Origin of the sequence: Streptomyces inhibens (assembly GCF_003389455.1) — a bacterium.
GTDB classification, from domain to species: Bacteria; Actinomycetota; Actinomycetes; order Streptomycetales; family Streptomycetaceae; genus Streptomyces; species Streptomyces inhibens.
This window is the reverse complement of the sequence record NZ_QUAC01000220.1, coordinates 1-19,582: the sequence shown is the minus strand read 5'-3', so window position 1 is coordinate 19,582 and position 19,582 is coordinate 1. Positions and strand designations below refer to the sequence as shown.

Here is a 19,582-nt window from a genome sequence, read left to right as displayed (position 1 = left end):
CACCCCACACCCCCACCCCTCACCCCAAAAGCCCACCCAGCGTGTTGCCGCTGCCGGAGTCGCCTCCGGAGCCGTTGCCGGTGCTGCCGCTGCCGGTGGTGCCGCCGCCGGTGCCGCCCGCTGTGGTCGGCACATGGGTCGGTACCGAGTGGCGGGTGGGCACGGTCTGCTGCGGGGCGCTGGTGGTCGCGCCGGGCTGCTGGGCGAGGCCGCTGGTGCTGCCCGTCGAGCGGCCGGTGCCGGGCGTCGACGCGGACGGCTTGCCGGGCTTGTGGGCCTTGTGCGAGGCGTCCGCGGAGGGCGTCCCGGGGCGTGGTGAGGTGCTGCCGGAGTGCCGCTGGCCGGGCCGGGTGGCGCTCTTGTCGGGGCGGGGCAGCGGCGAACCGGGCAGGTTGTTGATCGCGGGCTCGCCGGGCCGCGGCACGGTCGCGACCGTCGCGGACCGTACGGCGCCGCCGAGCAGCGAGCCGATGAGCAGGGTCAGTCCGGCCACCACCGTGGTCATCACGGCGCCGCGGCGCAGCACCCGGCGCCGCAGGTCGGCGACCTCGACGCGCGGGCCGAGCCGCCGCCACGCCTCGCCGGCCAGCCGCCCGTCCATGGAGTAGACCGGGGCGCCCGCGATGATCAGCGGGCTCCAGGCGGCGAGGTAGATGATGTCGGGGGCGTCGTAGGCGGGGACGGTGCGCCAGCTGACGGTCATCAGCAGCGCCGCGGAGAGCAGCGCGCCGATGGACGCGGCGACGCGCTGCCACAGTCCGCAGATGGTCAGGACGCCGACGACGACCTGAAGGAAGGCGACGGTCAGGCCGGCGCCCACGGGGTGCGAGACGGCGAAGTCGCGCAGCGGGACGGCCAGCGCCCAGGGATCGAGCGACAGCAGCCACTTGACCATCGAGCCGCGCTCGCCGCCGTCGAAGTAGACGGGGTCGCAGAGCTTGCCCATGCCGGCGTAGACCGAGATCAGGCCGAGGAAGATGCGCAGCGGGAGGAGGACGACGCCGAGGTTCATACGGCGGCCGGGGTAGTACGCGTGCCGCACGGTGTCGGCGGCGCGGCGCTTGCCGCCGGAGTCGTAGCGGTCCCGTGCCTCGAAGTGGTCGTCGTCGTAACCGTCGTCGGCGTGGCCGCGATCGCCGTACGGGGTGTTGCGGTAGGTGGTGTCGCTGTAGTTGTCGCCGTATGCGCTGCCTACGGGGCGTACGCCGCGCAGCAGGGGGCTGTCGGACGGGGTGGGGCCGCGCTGGCCGATCACGGTCCGGGCGGGGGCGGTGTCGTCGAGGCGGACCCGGGGCAGGACCTGGGTCGTGCCGACGTCCTCGCCCGGGCCGCCGTCGAGGCCGATGCCCGCGTTGCGTACCGCGTGCAGGAGTTGGGTGGTGGCGCCGGCCGTGCCGCCCGGTTCGGTGCGGCCGCTCCACACCACGGGCGCCCGGCGTCTGGCACCGGCGGCCGAGCCCCGGACGGCGGGGATGCGCGCGGTGTCTTCCATGACGTTGTCCGCCACGGGCGCGGCGAGCTGTACGCGGAAGCTGGCGTGGTTGACGATGACCTGCGCGGGATCGCACGGCACCTTGACCGAGCTCAGGCCCGGCTCGTCATCGAAGCCCGGCGAGCGTCCCCCCGTAGGCGTGCGGGGTGTTCTGGTGTCCACGCTCATCTAACCGAGTGACCCGCGTTTAAGACACTGCCTTGACCGGCCCGATCTGTCCGAGACCCGTCAAAAGATCACGGGATACGGCGAAGTCGTACAGAGGGTCAGGCCTTGCCCCGGGGTGTGGCACGCCTACGTACCGACTACCCCGGGGCACACGAACTCAGGCGCGGCGGCGCGCCGCCTCCCACAGGACGACACCGGCCGCGACACCGGCGTTCAGCGACTCGGCGCCGCCCGGCATCGGGATCCGCACCCGTACGTCACAGGTCTCGCCGACCAGCCGCGACAGGCCCTTGCCCTCGCTGCCGACCACGATGACGACCGGGCCGTCCAGCGCCGCGACGTCCTGCAGCTCCAGCTCGCCGTCCGCGGCCAGACCGACGACCGTGAGGCCGGCCTTCTGGTACGACTCCAGGGTCCGGGTCAGGTTGGTGGCGCGCGCGACCGGTGTACGGGCCGCGGTGCCTGCCGAGGTCTTCCACGCACCGGCCGTCATCCCGGCCGCCCGGCGCTCCGGCACGACCACGCCGTGGCCGCCGAAGGCGCACACGGAGCGGACCACCGCGCCGAGGTTGCGCGGGTCGGTGACGCCGTCGAGGGCGACGATCAGCGGGTCGACACCGTCGTCGAAGGCGGCCGCGGCCAGGTCCTCGGGGTGCGCGTAGTCGTACGGCGGGACCTGCAGGACCAGGCCCTGGTGGTTGAGGCCGTTGGTCATCCGGTCCAGCTCGGGGCGCGGCGCCTCCATCAGGTTGATGTCGCCGCGCTCGGTGGCGAGCTGCAGTGCGGCGCGCACCCGCTCGTCGGTGTCGATGAACTGCTGCACGTAGAGGGTCGTCGCGGGCACGCCGTCGCGCAGCGCCTCGAAGACCGGGTTACGGCCGACGACGAGCTCCGCGGTGCCCTTGGCACCGCCACGCCGCGGGGCCGGGCGGCGGGCCGCGGCCTGCTTCGCCTTGGCATTGGCGACGCGGTTCTTGACGTGTCCCTTGCGGGCGGACGCGGGCGGGGTCGGGCCCTTGCCCTCCAGGCCCCGGCGCCGCTTACCGCCGCTGCCGACCTGCGCGCCCTTCTTGTTGGACGTGCGGCGGTTCCTGCGCTGGCTGTTGCCGGCCATGGGTCACCTGTTTCTTCACTGCTCTCGACGTCTCGCGACGTGGAGTGGGTACGTACGTATGGAATGAGTGTCGCCCGCGGCCACCGGGAAGGGCGAATCCGGGTGGCTGCCCCGGGGCGGGACGGGGGTCAGGACAGCGACCAACGGGGACCGGACGGGGTGTCCTCGATGGCGAGACCGGACTGTTGGAGCTGGTCGCGGATGGCGTCGGCGGTGGCGTAGTCCTTGCGTGCGCGGGCCGACTGGCGCTGGTCGAGGACCAGGCGTACCAGGGAGTCCACGACGCCGTGCAGGTCCTCGCCGCGGTCCGTCCCGCTGCCCGACCAGCGCTCGTCGAGCGGGTCCAGGCCGAGCACACCGAGCATCGTACGGAGCTCGGCCAGCCGGGCCACCGCCGACTCCTTGTCGTCGGCGGTCAGCGCGGAATTGCCCTGCCGGACGGTGGTGTGCACGATCGCCAGTGCCTGCGGGACGCCCAGATCGTCGTCCATCGCCTCGGCGAAGGCCGTCGGCACCTCGGCCGCCGGCTCGACGACCCCGGCCTTCTCGACGACCCGCTGGACGAAGCCCTCGATCCGCGCGAACGCGGACTCGGCCTCGCGGAGCGCTTCCTCGCTGTACTCGATCATCGAGCGGTAGTGCGGGGTGCCCAGGTAGTAGCGCAGCACGATCGGGCGCCAGCGCTTGACCATCTCCGAGACGAGCACGGAGTTGCCCAGCGACTTGGACATCTTCTCGCCGCTCATGGTCACCCAGGCGTTGTGCGACCAGTACGCGGCGAAGTCGTCGCCGAAGGCCTTGGCCTGGGCGATCTCGTTCTCGTGGTGCGGGAAGACGAGGTCGACGCCGCCGCCGTGGATGTCGAAGGCGCGGCCCAGGTACTTGTGGGCCATCGCCGAGCACTCCAGGTGCCAGCCGGGGCGGCCGCGGCCCCAGGGGGTCTCCCAGCTGGGCTCGCCCTCCTTCGCCGCCTTCCACATGGCGAAGTCGCGCGGGTCCCGCTTGCCGGTCTCGCCCTCGCCGGACGGTTGGAGGAGGTTGTCCAACTCCTGGTTGGACAGCTGGAGATACCCCGGGAAGGACTTCACGTCGAAGTAGACGTTGCCGTCGGCGGCGTAGGCGTGACCGCGCTCGATCAGGCCGCGCATCATCTCGATCATCTCGGGGATGTGGCCCGTGGCGCGCGGTTCGTAGGTGGGCCGCAGGCAGCCGAGAGTGTCGTACGCCGTGTTGAAGGCGACCTCGTTCTCGTAGCCGATCGACCACCACGGGCGGCCCTGTTCGGCCGCCTTCTTGATGATCTTGTCGTCGACGTCCGTCACATTGCGGACGAACGTCACGTCGTAGCCGCGGTACTCGAACCAGCGGCGCATGATGTCGAAGTTCAGCCCCGACCTGATGTGCCCGATATGGGGGGCGGCCTGCACGGTCGCACCACACAGGTAGATCGAGACGCAGCCCGGCGTGAGCGGGGTGAAGTCGCGAATCTGCCGGGCGCTGGTGTCGTACAGGCGAATCGTCACGGAACCAGGGTAGTCGGAAGGAGGCAGTGCCCCGCGACGCATTGGCCACAGGGACACAGATCTGCCATAACCGTCCGAATTGCCGGAAATATCGGCGGCCCGTCCCGGGCCGCTCCGTCAGATGCTGCCTACCACCTTGCGCGGGGTGATCCGGACGACCACCCGCTCGGCGTCGTTGGCCGCGTCCGGGTTGAATTCGGCGTACGGCTTGCCGGTGAACTTGCGCGACAGCTCGTTGATGAGCTCCTGCCCGCCCTCGGTGGTGAGCGTCGCGGCGCCACGGATCTCGGCGTACGTATAAGGGTTGTCGAAGGGCTGGACCACTACGGAGACACGGGGGTCGCGGCGGAGGTTCTTCTCCTTGCGGCGGCCGACGGTCGTCGAGATCAGCAGATCGTCACCGTCCCGCTTCACCCAGACCGGAGACGCCTGGGGACTGCCGTCGGGCTGGAGGGTCACCAGGGTCACAAAGACCGGAGTATCGAGGAGCTTCTTGAGGTCGTCGGACAGGGTGGCAGTCACGAAGAGTCCTTCCTGCGGGCCGTTCCGATGGACACGAGCACTCCGATCCTCCCCCAACACCCGTGCGGCGCCCGGCATTCCCGCGCCATACGGGGGAATACCGGGCGCCGCCGCGCGTCTCGCGTCAGGCCGTACGGAAGACGATCGCCGTGGCGACCGCCGCCAGGCCCTCGGCGCGGCCGGTCAGCCCCAGCCCGTCCGAGGTCGTCCCGGACACCGAGACCGGCGCACCGACGGCCGCCGACAGCGCCTTCTGGGCCTCGTCCCGCCGCTTGCCGACCTTCGGGCGTACGCCGATGACCTGCACCGCGACATTGCCGATCGTGTAGCCCTCGGCCCGGACGATCCGCGCGGCCTCGGCCAGCAGCGTCACTCCGGAGGCGCCGGACCACTCGGGGCGGGAGGTGCCGAAGTGGGCACCCAGGTCGCCGACGCCGGCCGCCGAGAACAGCGCGTCGCAGGCGGCGTGCGCGGCCACATCGCCGTCGCTGTGGCCGGCCAGACCGTAGCCGTCACTCTCCGCGGCGTCCCAGAGCAGCCCGGCGCACCACAGCTCACGGCCCTGCTCGAAGGCGTGCACGTCCGTGCCGATGCCGACGAGGGGGACCAAGGGCGCGCCGGGGAGCCCGCCGGCGGTCGGCTCAGACGTAGCCATCGGTGGCCCTCCTACGGGCGAGTACGGCCTCGGCCAGGACCAGGTCCAGCGGCCGGGTCACCTTGAACGCTTCCTCGTGGCCGGGGACGACCACGACCGGCGCCCCGAGCCGTTCGACCAGCCCGGCGTCGTCGGTGGCGCCCTCGCCCTCGACGACGGTGTCGTGCGCCTTGCGCAGGGTCTCCAGATCGAAGCCCTGCGGGGTCTGTACGGCGCGCAGCAGGGCCCGCTCCGGGGTGCCGACCACCGGCTCGGGGGTGCCCTGGGGCTGCGGCTCGACCTGCTTGACGGTGTCGGCGAGCGGCAGCGCGGGGACCACGGCGGCCGCACCGGCGCGTACCGCGGCGACCACCGCGTCGACGGTGTCGGCCGGGACCAGCGGGCGCGCGGCGTCATGCACCAGCACGACGTCGATGGTGTCGGGCAGCGCCGCCAGACCGAGCCGTACGGATTCCTGGCGGGTCTGCCCGCCGGGGACGACCACCAGGTCGGTACGGTCCGCGAGCGGGTACTCGTGGAGCAGGCGGTCGACCTCGGTGGCGCCGTCGGGCGGGGCGACCACGACGATGAGGGAGACGGCACGTGAGGCGGCCATCGCGCGGACGGCGTGCACCAGCATGGGGGTGCCGCCCAGCGCGCGCAGCGCCTTGGGGGTGCCGGGACCGAGCCGGACACCGCGGCCGGCGGCGGGGATCACCGCGGCGGTGCGGATCGGGCGGGAGGGATCTGACATCGAAGGCTCCGGTGTCCGGGGCGCGCCCGGAATTGGCGCAGACAGGTTTGTTTCCTCGGGCGAGGTGGGTAAGGCCTGGGGGTACCCCCTGCTCCTGGAGCGTGGGGGAGTGCCGGGCGCGACGCCTTGACCGGACCCTTCCGTGACATCGGTCGAGGCAGCAGCCCGGGCCCGGCACGCCACAGGTGGGTCCGGCGTCCCGCCGATGGCGCAGAGCCCGTCCCGGCAGATCGCCGCTCCAGCAGCAGACGATGTGCCGGCGGATGTGCCGCAGCCCGGCAGGTGTGCCGTTCAGCAGATATGCCGCAGCGCCCGGCAACAGACCGTTCCACTGGGAAACGGTCGTCACTCGGGCACCGCGGCATTGCTACGTCGTCGCTGCGTTGGTACGTCGCCGTACAGCGTCGTCAGGACGCGAGGACCTCATCGAGCAGGGCCTCGGCCTTGTCTTCGTTGGTGTTCTCCGCGAGGGCGAGCTCGCTCACCAGAATCTGGCGGGCCTTCGCGAGCATCCTCTTCTCACCGGCGGAAAGTCCGCGCTCGCGCTCACGCCGCCACAGGTCACGAACCACTTCGGCGACCTTGATCACGTCGCCAGAAGCGAGCTTCTCGAGATTTGCCTTGTAGCGACGGGACCAGTTCGTCGGCTCTTCGGCATACGGTGCACGAAGCACCTCGAAGACCCGGTCCAGCCCGTCCTGACCAACCACGTCGCGTACGCCGACGAACTCCGCATTGTCCGCTGGCACACGAACAGTCAAGTCGCCCTGGGCGACCTTCAGCACCAAGTAGGTCTTGTCCACGCCTTTGATCTGGCGAGTTTCGATGGCCTCGATCAGCGCGGCCCCGTGATGGGGATAGACCACGGTGTCGCCAACCTTGAACGTCATGTGACAGGTACCCCTTCCGTGGCTATCCATGCTAACACGGGAACGGACCGTTCTGAATGGCGTTTTCGCAGGTCAGGGCATATCTCGGGGCTTGACAACAGCGCCCGGGACGTGCTGCGAGGGGCTCTGTGATGCGGGTATTCGCAGGTCGGAGGGGCTTCTCGGGTGAGCGGAAACGTGCCCGTCACATGCCGGGATCACCATGATCGACAGGCCGAACGTCCCGTTTTGCACGGATCCGCATGAGCGAGTTCCGCTACTCCGTTCGGCTGCTCGCGTGTCTCTACGGACCGATTCTCGAATTGATCACCGTTCGGCGACCGAAGAGTGTGATCAATTCCGCGAGGCCTTCACATTCCCTTCGAATACTGCTTTTCACCCGAGGAAACCGGCGCTCACCACCCGAACGGCTCTTGCCGAATATTTCATCCATGTTCTTGGTGAACGTTCTCGATGTACGTGGCGATCTGCGTGTCGGTGTGTGTTGATCCGCGATCCGCTCTTCGACCCGATCTTCCTTCTCTCGGATCGTTCTGCCGGCTCGTTCTCCCTGCCGTTCGTCGAGGATCTTGAACTGCGGTCAGTTTTACGTCCGGGTATCCCGCGGGCGCGGCGCTGAACCGTACGCGGAAACCGCGCGGGAGCGTGGCCGATGGCGGTGCGATGCCGCTGGGGGCGGGTCGGGTGCGGCGGCGCGGGGACGGCTCGGTAACCTAGCGGCGCTGACACACCCTTAGGGCGGCTTTACGCACCCGTCGTCATGACGCGTACGCAGTGCCGCCCCAGCCGTCCATCCGCGACCGGGCACGAACGTTCGGCCGCCGTAGTTCGTCAAGGAGATGCCGCCGCCGTGAGCCGCAGCCTTCGACGCGGCGTCCTCGCCGCCACCGTCCTTTCGCTCTCGATCGCCACGCTGTCCGCGTGCGGGGCCGGGAACGACGCCCAGACGCTGCAGGTCAAGCCGGACAACGCCGCCACCTCCGCGGGCGACATCAAGATCCAGAACGCCTCCGTCATCACCCAGCCCGAGCTGAACGCCAAGGGCCCGGCCGTGATCGCCGTGACGGTGTTCAACAACGGCGTCGAGGACCAGAAGCTGACCGCGGTCTCCGTCGACGGCACCGGCCAGTCGGCCAAGCTTTCGCGGGCCGGCGGCGGCGCGGGCCCGATCACCGTGCCGGCCGGCGGCTCCGTCGTGCTCGGCGGCCAGGACAACGCCTCGGCCGTCCTGGCCAGCGGCCGCGAGGCCGTCCAGGACGGGAACGTGCAGCCGCTGACGTTCACCTTCAGCTCCACCGGCAAGGTGACGCTGGGCGCCTACGTCGTCCCGGCGAAGAGCTACTTCGAGGGCTACGGGCCGTCCCAGGTGCCGCAGCCGTCCGCCTCGGCGTCCCCGTCCGGCTCCGGCAAGCCCTCGGAGACGGGCAAGCCGTCGGAGTCCGGCACGCCGACCGGTTCGGCCACGCCGACCGGCACCACCAAGCCCGCGGGGTCGGCGCACAGCGGTCACTGACCCCCTCGTCACGCGTCAGGGGCGCCCGTCCGATCCGGAGGGGCGCCCCTGACGCGTAGCGGTGAGCCGCGGCGGTTTACGGCTCGAACTTGTAGCCCAGGCCGCGGACCGTGACGAGGTAGCGCGGCGCGCCCGGGTCGGGCTCAATCTTGGCGCGCAGCCGCTTGACGTGCACATCCAGGGTCTTGGTGTCGCCCACGTAGTCGGCGCCCCAGACCCGGTCGATGAGCTGCATACGGGTCAGCACGCGGCCGGCGTTGCGCAGCAGCATCTCCAGGAGGTCGAACTCCTTGAGGGGCAGATCGACCTTGCCGCCGGAGACCGTCACGACATGGCGGTCCACGTCCATCCGGACCGGGCCGGCCTCCAGGGCCTGCGGGGCGACCTCCTCCGGCTCGCCGCGGCGGCGGAGCACCGCGCGGATGCGGGCGACCAGTTCGCGGGAGGAGAAGGGCTTGGTGACGTAGTCGTCGGCTCCTATTTCCAGGCCGACGACCTTGTCGATCTCGCTGTCCTTGGCGGTCACCATGATGACCGGGACGTTGGAGCGACCACGCAGCTGGCGGCAGACCTCGGTGCCGGGCAGGCCCGGCAGCATCAGGTCCAGCAGGACGAGGTCGGCGCCGTTGCGCTCGAACTCGTCGAGTCCGTCAGGGCCCGTAGCCGCGATGGCGACCTCGAAACCCTCCTTGCGGAGCATGTACGACAGTGCATCGCTGAACGATTCCTCGTCCTCGACGACAAGCACTCGGGTCACGGAAGGACCTCCGGGGCTGGGTGAGCAGGGAGCGGATCGTTGAAGGTCTCGTACGGGCGGTCCTCGTCGTCGAGGCCCTCCGCGGAGAGGTCGGCGGGCCGTTCGCGGTCGCGTACGGCCCCGGCTTCCGGGAGACGCAGGGTGAAGGTGGAGCCCTGTCCCTCAGCGCTCCACACCGTGACCTCCCCGCCGTGCGAGGCGGCCACATGCTTGACGATGGCGAGGCCGAGGCCGGTCCCGCCGGTGGCGCGCGAGCGCGCCGGGTCCACACGGTAGAACCGCTCGAAGACGCGGTCCCGGTCCTTTTCGGATATCCCGATGCCCTGGTCGGTCACCGCGATCTCGATCAGGTCGCCACCGGGCGCGGAGACCCGGCGCCCGGCGATCCCGACGCGGGTGCGCGCCGGGGAGTAGTTGACGGCGTTCTCGACGAGATTGCCCAGGGCCGCCGCGAGCTGACCGCGATTGCCCCATACGTGCAGTTCAGCGGTGCCGCCGACGGCCATGGTGATCTGCTTGGTGCCGGCCTGCTGGCGGCAGCGGTCCATCGCCTCGGCGACCAGCTCGTCGACCCGGACGGGTTCGGCGTCCTCCAGCGGGTCGTCGTTCTGGACCCGGGAGAGGTCGATGAGCTCCTGGACGAGGTTGGTCAGGCGGGTGGCCTCGTTCTGCATCCGGCCGGCGAAGCGCTCGACGGCCTCGGGGTCGTCGCTGGCGTCCATCACGGCTTCGGAGAGCAGCGAGAGGGCGCCGACGGGCGTCTTGAGCTCATGGCTGACGTTGGCGACGAAGTCGCGGCGGACCGCCTCTATGCGGCGGGCCTCCGTGAGGTCCTCGACCAGCAGCAGGACCAGCCGGGAGCCGAGCGGGGCGACCCGGGCGGAGACCGCGAGGGCCTCGCCGCGGCCGGTGCCGCGGCGCGGCAGATCCAGCTCGACCTGGCGTATCTCACCGTCCCTGCGGGTGTCGCGGGCCATCTGCATCATCGGCTCGACGGCGAGCTTGCCGCCGCGGACCAGCCCGAGGGCGTACGCGGCGGAGCTGGCCTTGACCACCGCGTCGGCCTCGTCGAGGACGACCGCGGAGGAGCGGAGCACCGACAGCACGGTGTCGACCCCGGGGGGCAGCACGGCGTCCGTGTGCAGCGAGGTGCGGGTGGGTTTGGCCTGATCGCGCTCGCTCCAGCGGAACGCCAGCATGGCGAAGACGCCGGTCAACAAACCGGCGATCGCTGCCACTGCGGCGACGGCCGCGTCCACGTTCATGACTCCAGGTTATGCGCCGGGTCGGACACTTCCCCAGCCGTGCGAGGCTCTGCTCGAACACCCGTCGCCCAGAGTTCACCGTGGCGTCCGCGCCGGTTCACTCCGGAGGCCGGTGAGGGGCGTCCGGCCGCCCGCCGGATGTCCCTAGGGAGACCGGCGCGAGCGGCCCGCCCCGCCGGCACGTGGCCAGGTGAACGGCGGGGCCGACCTCGGGGCCGTGGCCATGTCGCCCAGAGTTCACCTTCACGACGGCGCCGGTTCACCCCCGGTGGGACCGCAGGTCGCGCTGTGCCCGCAGGGTGAGGGTGCGGGTGACGGATCGGTTCCGCACCGCCGCGCGACCGGCACTCGGAGCGACCGCGGGGCGATGGCCCCTCTGGAGCACCGGCGCTGCGGAGTACCGGCTCCGTGGAGCACCGCCTCTCCGGGATACGGGCCGCGCGAACACCGACCGTGAGAGCGTGGGCAGAGGTCAACTGCACCCCCTTCCACCTCCCACACCACGCCACTTCACCACTCGATGCGAGAGAAGGTCACAGATGCGGGACGCGTACCACGAGGAGCTGGATTCGATCGGCGAGGGCCTGGTCGAGATGGCCCGGCTCGTCGGCTCCGCGATCGGGCGCGCCACCACGGCGATACTCGACGCGGACCTCAAGCTGGCCGAGAACGTCATCGCCGCCGACGAGAAGGTCGACGACCTCCAGCGCGATCTTGAAGCCCGGGCGATCGCCCTGCTGGCGCGGCAGCAGCCGGTCGCCACCGACCTGCGGATCGTCGTCACCTCACTGCGGATGAGCGCCGACCTGGAGCGCTCCGGCGACCTGGCCCAGCATGTCGCCAAGCTGGCCCGGCTGCGCTTCCCGCAGACGGCCGTACCGCGCGATCTGCACGCCACCATCCTGGAGATGGGGCAGCTGGCGCAGCGCCTGATGGCCAAGGCCGCCGAGGTCATCATCACCAAGGACGTCGATCTCGCGCTCCAGCTGGAGCAGGACGACGACGCGATGGACATGCTGCACCGCACCCTCTTCCAGCACCTGATGGACGACCGCTGGAAGCACGGCATCGAGACGGCCGTGGACGTGACGCTGCTGGGCCGCTACTACGAGCGCTTCGCGGACCACGCGGTCTCCGTCGCCAAGCGGGTCGTCTACCTCGTGACCGGTGAGCACGCNCTCCGTCGCCAAGCGGGTCGTCTACCTCGTGACCGGTGAGCACGCCGACGAGATCGCTCCGCCGGCGGCGGTCGACGGGTCGTAACGGCGACGGCGGGAGAGGGGCGACGAGCCGCCCCTCTCGCCACCGTGCGCCGTTGACGCGTGCCTCTACGCGCCGTTGACGCGCCTCGCCGCATGGGCTTGCAATGGCGTCACCCGGGCTTGCAACGGGCACCAGGTGACCCCTAGGAGGCAATGCATGGCACCCATGGCGGACTCCCACAACCCCACGCCCAAGAACAACCCGACGGTCGTCGAGCGCCCTCGGCTCCCGCTGCTCGGCGCCTGCGGCTGCGGCTCCGGCTGCAGCTGCGGCTGCCAGTCGGGCGGATCGTGCCAGTGCGGCGGCGGCTGCTAGCGACCTCGACAGCACAGCGCCACAGCGGCCCCGACCGGGGTTCACCGGTCGGGGCCGCTGCCGTGTTCCGGGACGGCGGGGCGGTCCTGTCACGGGTCGGCCGGGCCGTCCTGTTACGGGTTGACCGGGCCGCTCCCGCTACGGGTCGGCCCTGCCGCAAGGCCAGGTCACAGGCTGATCGTCAGTGGATGGATCTCGTCCGCCTTGTGGCCGGCGCGCTCGTGTATGCGTTGCACGGCTCCCGCCGAGGGTGCCTCCGACAGACAGAAGACGTCGCCGGAGTCGGTGTCGGCCCAGGCGTGTTCGAAGGTCACGCCTTCCTCACTCTGGATGGCGAGGTCGGCCTGGTGCGCCGCGTTGAGCTGGTCGGCCGTGAGGCCCTTCATACCGTGATGGATGTCCATGAACTTGGGCATCGGGCTCATCCTCCAGGTTGCAGACGACTGCGCCCCCTCTTCCATGCTGCATCCGCACGGGCAGGCCGCATCCAGGGACAGCGCGAGGGCCGCCGGCGCCGGGGGCGTCAAGATGACGGCCGGCCGAGCAGAACGACTGAAAGGTGCGCGCGGAAGCTCCCTTCCCACGGGTAGCCATACACGGCAGCCTCACCCTGGAGGAAACGATGGATAAGTCTGGTCCGACGGATAAGTCCGGCCTGTACGAGATGGACCTCTCGCAGGTGGCCTGGGAAAAGAGCTCTTACAGCCTCGCGAACGGCGACTGCGTCGAGGTCGCCCAGCTACCGGGAGGCGCTGTCGCGCTGCGGGACTCCAAGAACCCCGATCGGGCGCCGCTCCGTTTCGCGGCGAGCGAGTGGTCCGCCTTCCGACGCGGCGTCCAGGCCGGCGAACTGCACGGCTGACGACCCACGACCGGCCCCGGAACAGCGACAAGCCCCCTGCTCGCCGCGGAGAAACCGCAGGCAGGGGGCTTGATCAGGGCTGGTTACTTCTTCTTGCCCTGGTTCTTCACTGCCTCGATGGCGGCCTTGGCGGCCTCCGGGTCGAGGTAGGTGCCGCCGGGCGTGACCGGGCGGAAGTCCGCGTCCAGCTCGTAGGCGAGCGGGATGCCGGTGGGGATGTTCAGGCCGGCGATGTCCGCGTCGGAGACGCCGTCGAGGTGCTTGACCAGGGCGCGCAGGCTGTTGCCGTGGGCGGCGACCAGGACCGTACGGCCGGCGACGAGGTCCGGGACGATGGCGTCGTACCAGTACGGCAGCATCCGCGTGACGACGTCCTTGAGGCACTCCGTGCGCGGGCGCAGCTCGCTGGGGATGGAGGCGTAGCGCGGGTCGCCGCTCTGCGAGAACTCGGTGCCGTCCTCAAGCGCGGGCGGCGGGGTGTCGTACGAGCGGCGCCAGAGCATGAACTGCTCCTCGCCGAACTCCGCCAGGGTCTGCGCCTTGTCCTTGCCCTGCAGCGCACCGTAGTGGCGCTCGTTCAGCCGCCAGCTGCGGTGGACCGGGATCCAGTGCCGGTCGGCGGACTCCAGGGCCAGCTGCGCGGTGCGGATGGCGCGCTTCTGGAGGGAGGTGTGCACTACGTCGGGGAGCAGGCCGGCGTCCTTGAGCAGCTCTCCGCCGCGGACCGCCTCCTTCTCACCCTTCTCGTTGAGGTTCACGTCCACCCAGCCGGTGAACAGGTTCTTCGCGTTCCACTCGCTCTCGCCGTGGCGGAGGAGGATCAGCTTGTACGGTGCGTCGGCCATGGCGTCGAGCGTAATCGAAATCCGGAAAACGCCTTGCGCGGGTCCAGGAGCTGGGCTGCCCGTCGACGTTTGACGCGTCCCGTCAATTGAGTGGCGCCGGAAGCCGGCCCATCAGTAGGTTGCGATCGTCGCTTGCGCCACTTACCCGCCCGGCGTCACCCACCGCTCACGCACCCACCGCTTCCCACTTCCGCTTCCCACTTCCGCTTCCCACTTCCACGCGCCGCACGACCCAACGGGGGAACTGTCATGTCCGCATCCATAGCTGGTCTGAGACGCGCCGCCGTGGAGAGCGTCTCCGGCCTCCCCCGGCAGTTCTGGTGGCTGTGGACCAGCACCTTGATCAACCGGCTCGGGGCGTTCGTCGCGACGTTTTTGGCTCTCTATCTGACAGTCGAGCGGGGCTACTCGGCCTCGTACGCGGGCCTGGTCGGCGCGCTCTACGGCCTCGGCGGCGTGATCTCCTCCATCGGCGCCGGGGTACTGACCGACCGGCTCGGCCGCCGGCCCACCATGCTGATCGCGCAGCTGTCAACGGCAGCGTCCGTAGCGCTGCTCGGCTTCATGGAGCACCCCGTCGCCATCGCGGCCGTGGCGGGTGTGGTCGGTATGGCGACCAATGCCTCCCGCCCCGCCGTACAGGCGATGATGGCGGACATCGTCGCCCCCGAGGACCGCGTCCGCGCCTTCTCCCTCAACTACTGGGCGATCAACCTCGGCTTCGCCATCTCCTCCACCGCCGCCGGGCTCATCGCCCAACACGGCTACCTGGCCCTCTTCCTGGGCGAGTCGACGCTCGTACTGGCCTGCGCCCTGGTCGTCTTCTTCAAGCTCCCCGAATCACGCCCCGCCGCGAGCACCCCGGCCGGCCCGGAGGACACCGACGGCGGCACCGGCTCGGCCCCCGCCGCCGTCTCCATGCTGTCCGTCCTGCGCGACGGCCGCTTCATGACCGTCGTCGGCCTCAACCTGCTGCTCGCCCTGCTCTTCCAGCAGGCGTACGTCTCCATGCCGGTGTCGATGGGTCAGGACGGTTTCTCCAGCGTGGACTTCGGCATGGTGGTCGCGGTCAACGGCGTGCTCGTCGTCCTGTTGCAGATCCCTGTCACGCGCTTCATCGAACACCGCAGCCCGGCGATGCTCCTCGTCGGCTCGGCGCTGCTCGCCGGCTACGGCTTCGGGCTGACCGCGCTGGCGGGCTCGGTCGCCATGTACGCGGTCGCGGTGGCCGTCTGGACCCTCGGCGAGATCATCAACTCCCCCACGCAGATGGGCCTGGTGGTGCGCCTGTCCCCCCTGCACGGCCGCGGCCGCTACCAGGGCATGTACGCCCTGTCCTGGTCCATCGCCTCCCTGACGGCCCCTCTGCTCGGCGGCACGGTGATCGACCACTACGGCGCCGATGCGCTGTGGGCCGGCTGCGCGGTCATCGGCACGGTGGCCGCCGTGGGCTACGGGCTGCTGCTACGGAGCCTGCCGGGGCGGACGGCGGCGGTCGCGGCGTCGTCCCAGGGCGCGGACGCGGAGTCGCCGCAGGGCGCGGACCCGGAAACGTCTTCCCCTTCGGCCTCCCCCTCGGCCTCGGTGTAGGGCCCCGAAAACCCGTCGAGCCCTGCCCCCGCCACGGCTTCGCTCCCCCCATGCCCCACGGGAAAACGTCGTACGTCTGCCTGCCCTGCCGGGCCTCGTACAAGCAGCCGTACGACGGCGACCACGAACGACGCTGCCCGCGCTGCGCGAAGCCGCTGATCCATGTCGGTTCGGCCTTCGCACCGCCGCGTCGCCGCGACACCGCCAGCTGGCGAGTGCTCTCCGTACTGCTGAACGCGGGCATCCGCTTCCACAAGAGCTGCTGCGGCGGGCCCGGGTACCGCCCCCGGACCCTCGGCGAGGTCCGCGAGCGGATGGCGTACGCCAAGGCCACCGGCGAGCCGTTCGCCCGCGCGCTGATCCGGTACGAGGTGCCATAGGCCGTGTCCGGCGGACGTTCCCCTGCCCCGCCCCTTCCCGTAACGGAGACCGGCCCTGCCCCGGCTTGGAGTCGGAGCAGGGCCGGTATCGGCGAACGGTGTTACAGCACGCGGTCGGCGCGGGGAAGGGAGCGGACGGCGTAGGCGATGGCCCAGCACAGCGGCAGGGCCAGGACGGCGACGAGTGCGAACTTGGCGGCCGCCGGGGCGTGCAGCCAACGGAAGGCGAAGCCGAGCCCGACGAGCACGGGCGCATGGATGAGGTAGACGGCGAAGGCGTGGCGGGAGAGGAACGCAGCGGTGCGCCCCTGCCGGTTGAGGCGTTCGCGGAAGAGGACGGTCAGGCCGAGAACGACACCGACGGCGAACGTCGACTCCCACGCGGCCGAGACCAGCGACTGCCAGGTGCCGTGCCCGCTGAGCGCGTCTTCCTTCGCGGTCATGACGACGGGGAGGTACGCGAGCGTCGCGACGAGAGTGACGGCCCAGCCCACGCGGCCCGCGACGCGGGAGAGGGTCTGCGGCCAGCCATTGCGGTAGGCGAACACGCCGAGGACGAAGAAACTCGCGTACTGCGGCAGGAAGTTGGGGCTGGGCAGGCCGAGGAAGGGGAGGTAGCTGCCGCCCGGCACGAGGAAGCGCCACAGATACGTGGCGAGGGCAAGGGCCAGGGTGAAGACGACGACGGCGAGCGGCCGCACGGGCCGCGGGGCCCGCACCGCCGCGCGGCCGGTCTCTCCGGCGGAGGCGAGGAGGCGGCGTGCACCACGGCGGCGAACGAGGGCGTAGAGCACAGCGAACACCAGGAGCACCTCGACGAACCACATCGGGCCGGCGTCCCAACTCACCACGTAGTACAGCCAATAGGGAAGCGATTCGCCGTGCTCGGCGAAGGTGGCCCGCAGGTCGGCGTACCCGCCGAAGTTCGCCAGGGGGCGTATCAGCAAGAGGAAGGCGAGCAGGGGAATGCCGAGGCGCTTGAGGCGGTCCCGGAAGAACGGCCGCGCGCCCTTGCGGTCGTAGGAGGCCGGCGTGAAGTACCCGGCGATCATGAAGAAGAAGCCCATGAAGAACGCCTGGTTGAACATGACGAAGGCGTCCAGGAGCAGCCCGGAGCCGTCCTCGGCGGGCTCGGTGTAGTACCAGGCGGGGATGTTGCCGTAGGTGACGGCGGTGTGGTGCAGCACCACGAGCGCCGTCAGCGCGATACGCAGATTGTCGACATAGAGCAGCCGCGCGCGTTTCGGCCTCGCAGCGGTCGGCTCGGACCCGGCCTTCACGGCCGTGCGTTCAAGGTCGCCTGTCATGGAAAATTCCCCCCGTTGAGTGCAGTTCAGTGTTGGGCGGCCCTGCTGTCCGCGCGCGTGGCGTGCTCAAAGATGCCGGCGAGTTCACTGGCGTAAGCCGCCAGGTCATGCTCGGGATGGACGCTCCAGTACGCGAACATGCTGTCGATCCCGGCCTGGAGGCTGACGGCCATCACGCGGACGTCGAACGCGCGGAACTCGCCGCTTTGCTGGCCCTTCAGGAAGACCTGCTCCAGTGCGGAGTAGAGCGGCTCGCTCGACGCGATGCCATAGCGCGGGGCCCCGTCAGCGGTGCGGAAGTGGCTGAAGATCTCGCCGAGCGCGGTGAGCTGGGTCCGGTGGGTGTGCATGTACACGGCGACCGATTCGACATAGCCGCGCAGCCACGCGGTTGCCGCGGCCTGCCCCTCCAGCCGGGCCGCGACAAATGCGCCGATCTCCCCATAGACCTGCTCGACGAGCCGCTCGATCAACTCGCTCTTACCTGCGAAGTGATACGAGATCACGCCCTTGCTGATCCCCGCCCGCTCAGCGATCTGCGCCAGCGAAGCCTTCGCGAACCCCCGTACCGCGATGGTGTCGACGGCGGCGTCGATGATCTGGGCGCGACGCGCCTTCTCGATGAACGAGCGTTCCGGCGTCTGCGACTCCTGTTCGCCCTTCCCGGCGCCGGACTGGCCGCTCGGATCATTTTCTGACCGCATGGCCAAAATATTAGCCATCCGGCCAGCCGTCGTCCAGCGGGATGCGGTGCGGGGCGCGGAGAGCCGGGGTGGGCGGCTGGAGGGCGGTGGTGTTCCGGCCGGGTAGGGCCGGGTGGCGTCAGCGGCGTAGGGCCCGCTGGGCCTCGTGGAGGTTGCGTGGGGTGAGGGATTCCGGCTGTCCGTAGGACTCCAGGCGGGTGTGGAGCGGGCCCGTGAAGTCGGGTCTGTCCGTCTGGCCGAATTCGGAGACTTCGCTGATGGCGACGGTTGCGCTGTACGGGGCGATCTCGTCGAGCTTGATGCAGCCGGCGCGGTGGTTGGTGACGGTGATGTTCCAGTGGGTGAAGCGGGCGCCGTAGAGGGGGCCGGCGCTGGCGTCGCCGCCGTGCGCACCGTCGTTGGTGACCGTGATGTCGGTGCGTACGTTGGCGAACGGCAGCCCGCGGTGGGTGTCGAAGGTGCCCATCGCCATGTGGCCGCGGGACCAGACGTTGTAGCTGGACAGGCCCTCGACGTTGATGCCGTGGAGCTGGGTGCCCGCGGGCGCCGGGACCGTGCGGTGGTCGATGGCGAAATCCTCGACGAGGTTGTCGTGGGAGCCCTCACGGCAGGCGTACGGGTGGTGGCTGCCGCGGCCGGAGACGCGGGTGCGGCGCAGGGTGCAGGCCTTGGCGGCGACGAGCAGGAAGCCGTTGTCGACATGGCGTACGTGGACGTCGTCGACCCAGCAGTCCCAGGCGCATTGCAGGGCGACGCCGTTGTAGCCCCTGTCCAGGAGGTGCGGGGATTGCGGGGTCTCGGTCATCTCCAGGGTGAGGGACTCCACGCCGGATTCCGTCAAGGGGGCGATATGGGTGGTGAGTTGGGGGTTCCAGGAGGGGCGGGTGTCCAGGGGGAGTAGGCGGTCGAGGGTGATGCGGTGGCGGCGCGGGTCGACGGCCGTGATGCGGCAGGGCCATTCGTAGGGGACGTAGGAGGTCAGCTTGGTCTTGTCGGACCAGGTGTAGGCCGATGCGCCGGGGAGGTCGCCGGCCATGTGCTGGAGGAGGGTGTGGTCGGCGTCGTCGGCCAGTTGGAGCAGGACCCGGTCGCCGGGGTGGAGGGGGCGGGTGTCCTGGACGGTGACGGTGCGGTCGCCCTGGCGGGCCACGGCCGTGAGGGGGGGCAGGGTGCGCCATTCGTCGCGGCGGTTGCCGGTCCAGCCCTCGAAGGGCCAGGCCTTGGCCTTGATCGCATCGGTCAGGGATTCCCAACGGGCGCTCGGGCAGAGCCAGATGAGGCCGCCGGCCCAGGACCAGCTGGACTTGTCGCCGCCGTAACGGCTGCCGTAAGGGCCGATGAGGTCGGTGAGGCTGCGGGTGGCGTGCAGGGTGGTGCGTCCGCTGCCCGCGCCGCGCAGGACGACGTTGTTGTGGCCGATGCGGATGATGTCGTCGATGCGGTAGGTGCCGGGTGGGACGAAGACGGTGCCGCCGCCGCGGCGGCCCGCTTCCTGGAGGGCTCGGTTGATCGCGGGGGCGGCGTCGGCGGAGCCGTCCGGCAGCGCGCCGTAGTCCTTGACGATGTCGGCGACGACGCGGGGGCCGGGGAAGGCGGTGACGCCACCGCGGTAGCCCGCCCGGCCGATGTAGGGGATGTGGGGATGGGTGTGGGGGTTTTGTTTGAACTCGGACCAGAGGGAGGG

Annotated in this window: 19 protein-coding genes and 1 pseudogene; 6 read left to right on the top strand and 14 right to left on the bottom strand. The window is 70.5% G+C overall.

Going from position 1 to position 19,582, the window contains the following annotated elements:
* Nucleotides 1-19 precede the first annotated feature (19 nt).
* The 7 genes from DY245_RS27645 to DY245_RS27615 all read right to left on the bottom strand — a co-directional run bounded on the left by DY245_RS27645 (nucleotide 20) and on the right by DY245_RS27615 (nucleotide 7,097).
* Entirely contained in the window at nucleotides 20-1,660 is a 1,641-nt protein-coding gene (locus tag DY245_RS27645; RefSeq protein ID WP_181923890.1) for a DoxX family protein, read from the bottom strand.
* Nucleotides 1,661-1,817: 157 nt separating this feature from the next.
* Nucleotides 1,818-2,774, bottom strand: coding sequence for a 23S rRNA (guanosine(2251)-2'-O)-methyltransferase RlmB (rlmB, locus tag DY245_RS27640; protein ID WP_128509950.1), 957 nt, complete (start codon nucleotides 2,772-2,774; stop codon nucleotides 1,818-1,820).
* A gap of 128 nt (nucleotides 2,775-2,902) precedes the next feature.
* Nucleotides 2,903-4,297 carry a cysteine--tRNA ligase gene (gene cysS / locus DY245_RS27635; RefSeq protein ID WP_128509949.1) on the bottom strand — a complete coding sequence of 465 codons (1,395 nt, stop codon included), beginning with the start codon at nucleotides 4,295-4,297 and terminating at the stop codon, nucleotides 2,903-2,905.
* Between the two features lie 117 nt (nucleotides 4,298-4,414).
* Nucleotides 4,415-4,819, bottom strand: a complete 405-nt coding sequence (locus DY245_RS27630; RefSeq protein ID WP_128509948.1) for a PPOX class F420-dependent oxidoreductase — start codon at nucleotides 4,817-4,819, stop codon at nucleotides 4,415-4,417.
* 124 nt (nucleotides 4,820-4,943) lie between these two features.
* Complete coding sequence (ispF, locus tag DY245_RS27625; RefSeq protein WP_128509947.1) at nucleotides 4,944-5,474, bottom strand: 2-C-methyl-D-erythritol 2,4-cyclodiphosphate synthase; 531 nt, start codon at nucleotides 5,472-5,474, stop codon at nucleotides 4,944-4,946.
* Nucleotides 5,461-6,207 (bottom strand): 2-C-methyl-D-erythritol 4-phosphate cytidylyltransferase, encoded by a 747-nt coding sequence (gene ispD / locus DY245_RS27620; RefSeq protein WP_128509946.1) that lies wholly within the window; start codon nucleotides 6,205-6,207, stop codon nucleotides 5,461-5,463. Before ispD ends, ispF begins: the two co-directional genes overlap by 14 nt.
* Nucleotides 6,208-6,614: 407 nt before the next feature.
* Nucleotides 6,615-7,097, bottom strand: coding sequence for a CarD family transcriptional regulator (locus tag DY245_RS27615; RefSeq protein ID WP_003953493.1), 483 nt, complete (start codon nucleotides 7,095-7,097; stop codon nucleotides 6,615-6,617).
* A gap of 850 nt (nucleotides 7,098-7,947) precedes the next feature.
* On the opposite strand from DY245_RS27615, the gene DY245_RS27610 reads away from it, so the two are divergent.
* Nucleotides 7,948-8,610, top strand: a complete 663-nt coding sequence (locus DY245_RS27610; protein WP_128509945.1) for a copper chaperone PCu(A)C domain-containing protein — start codon at nucleotides 7,948-7,950, stop codon at nucleotides 8,608-8,610.
* A 76-nt stretch (nucleotides 8,611-8,686) separates the two neighbouring features.
* Here DY245_RS27610 and phoP read toward each other — a convergent pair whose 3' ends face one another.
* Nucleotides 8,687-9,358, bottom strand: a complete 672-nt coding sequence (phoP, locus tag DY245_RS27605; protein ID WP_466419800.1) for a two-component system response regulator PhoP — start codon at nucleotides 9,356-9,358, stop codon at nucleotides 8,687-8,689.
* Between the two features lie 5 nt (nucleotides 9,359-9,363).
* Nucleotides 9,364-10,632, bottom strand: a complete 1,269-nt coding sequence (phoR, locus tag DY245_RS27600) for a two-component system sensor histidine kinase PhoR (RefSeq protein WP_128509944.1) — start codon at nucleotides 10,630-10,632, stop codon at nucleotides 9,364-9,366.
* A 539-nt stretch (nucleotides 10,633-11,171) separates the two neighbouring features.
* On the opposite strand from phoR, the pseudogene phoU reads away from it, so the two are divergent.
* Nucleotides 11,172-11,809, top strand: a pseudogene (gene phoU, locus DY245_RS27595) (phosphate signaling complex protein PhoU); the annotation flags it as partial.
* Nucleotides 11,810-12,051: 242 nt separating this feature from the next.
* Nucleotides 12,052-12,210 carry a hypothetical protein gene (locus DY245_RS44695; RefSeq protein WP_181923891.1) on the top strand — a complete coding sequence of 53 codons (159 nt, stop codon included), beginning with the start codon at nucleotides 12,052-12,054 and terminating at the stop codon, nucleotides 12,208-12,210.
* A 167-nt stretch (nucleotides 12,211-12,377) separates the two neighbouring features.
* On the opposite strand, the gene DY245_RS27590 is transcribed toward DY245_RS44695, so the two are convergent.
* Entirely contained in the window at nucleotides 12,378-12,626 is a 249-nt protein-coding gene (locus DY245_RS27590; RefSeq protein ID WP_128509943.1) for an SCO4226 family nickel-binding protein, read from the bottom strand.
* Between the two features lie 206 nt (nucleotides 12,627-12,832).
* Between DY245_RS27590 and DY245_RS27585 the strand changes: the two genes are divergently transcribed.
* The gene (locus tag DY245_RS27585; RefSeq protein ID WP_128509942.1) at nucleotides 12,833-13,072 is read left to right on the top strand and encodes a DUF397 domain-containing protein; all 240 of its coding nucleotides are present in this window, start codon (nucleotides 12,833-12,835) and stop codon (nucleotides 13,070-13,072) included.
* Nucleotides 13,073-13,155: 83 nt separating this feature from the next.
* On the opposite strand, the gene DY245_RS27580 is transcribed toward DY245_RS27585, so the two are convergent.
* A complete protein-coding gene (locus tag DY245_RS27580; protein WP_128509941.1) occupies nucleotides 13,156-13,917 on the bottom strand; it encodes a phosphoglyceromutase in 762 nt (253 codons plus the stop codon).
* Between the two features lie 249 nt (nucleotides 13,918-14,166).
* Between DY245_RS27580 and DY245_RS27575 the strand changes: the two genes are divergently transcribed.
* Nucleotides 14,167-15,507 (top strand): MDR family MFS transporter, encoded by a 1,341-nt coding sequence (locus DY245_RS27575; protein ID WP_128509940.1) that lies wholly within the window; start codon nucleotides 14,167-14,169, stop codon nucleotides 15,505-15,507.
* A 50-nt stretch (nucleotides 15,508-15,557) separates the two neighbouring features.
* Complete coding sequence (locus DY245_RS27570) at nucleotides 15,558-15,887, top strand: deoxyxylulose-5-phosphate synthase (RefSeq protein ID WP_128509939.1); 330 nt, start codon at nucleotides 15,558-15,560, stop codon at nucleotides 15,885-15,887.
* A gap of 101 nt (nucleotides 15,888-15,988) precedes the next feature.
* On the opposite strand, the gene DY245_RS27565 is transcribed toward DY245_RS27570, so the two are convergent.
* The 3 genes from DY245_RS27565 to DY245_RS27555 form a co-directional block, all read right to left on the bottom strand.
* On the bottom strand, nucleotides 15,989-17,194 hold the full coding sequence (locus DY245_RS27565) for an acyltransferase family protein (RefSeq protein ID WP_128509938.1): 1,206 nt from the start codon (nucleotides 17,192-17,194) through the stop codon (nucleotides 15,989-15,991).
* 26 nt (nucleotides 17,195-17,220) lie between these two features.
* Nucleotides 17,221-17,916 carry a TetR/AcrR family transcriptional regulator gene (locus tag DY245_RS27560; protein ID WP_244943299.1) on the bottom strand — a complete coding sequence of 232 codons (696 nt, stop codon included), beginning with the start codon at nucleotides 17,914-17,916 and terminating at the stop codon, nucleotides 17,221-17,223.
* Between the two features lie 100 nt (nucleotides 17,917-18,016).
* A partial coding sequence (locus tag DY245_RS27555; protein ID WP_244943298.1) for a glycoside hydrolase family 55 protein occupies nucleotides 18,017-19,582 on the bottom strand: 1,566 nt, incomplete at its 5' end.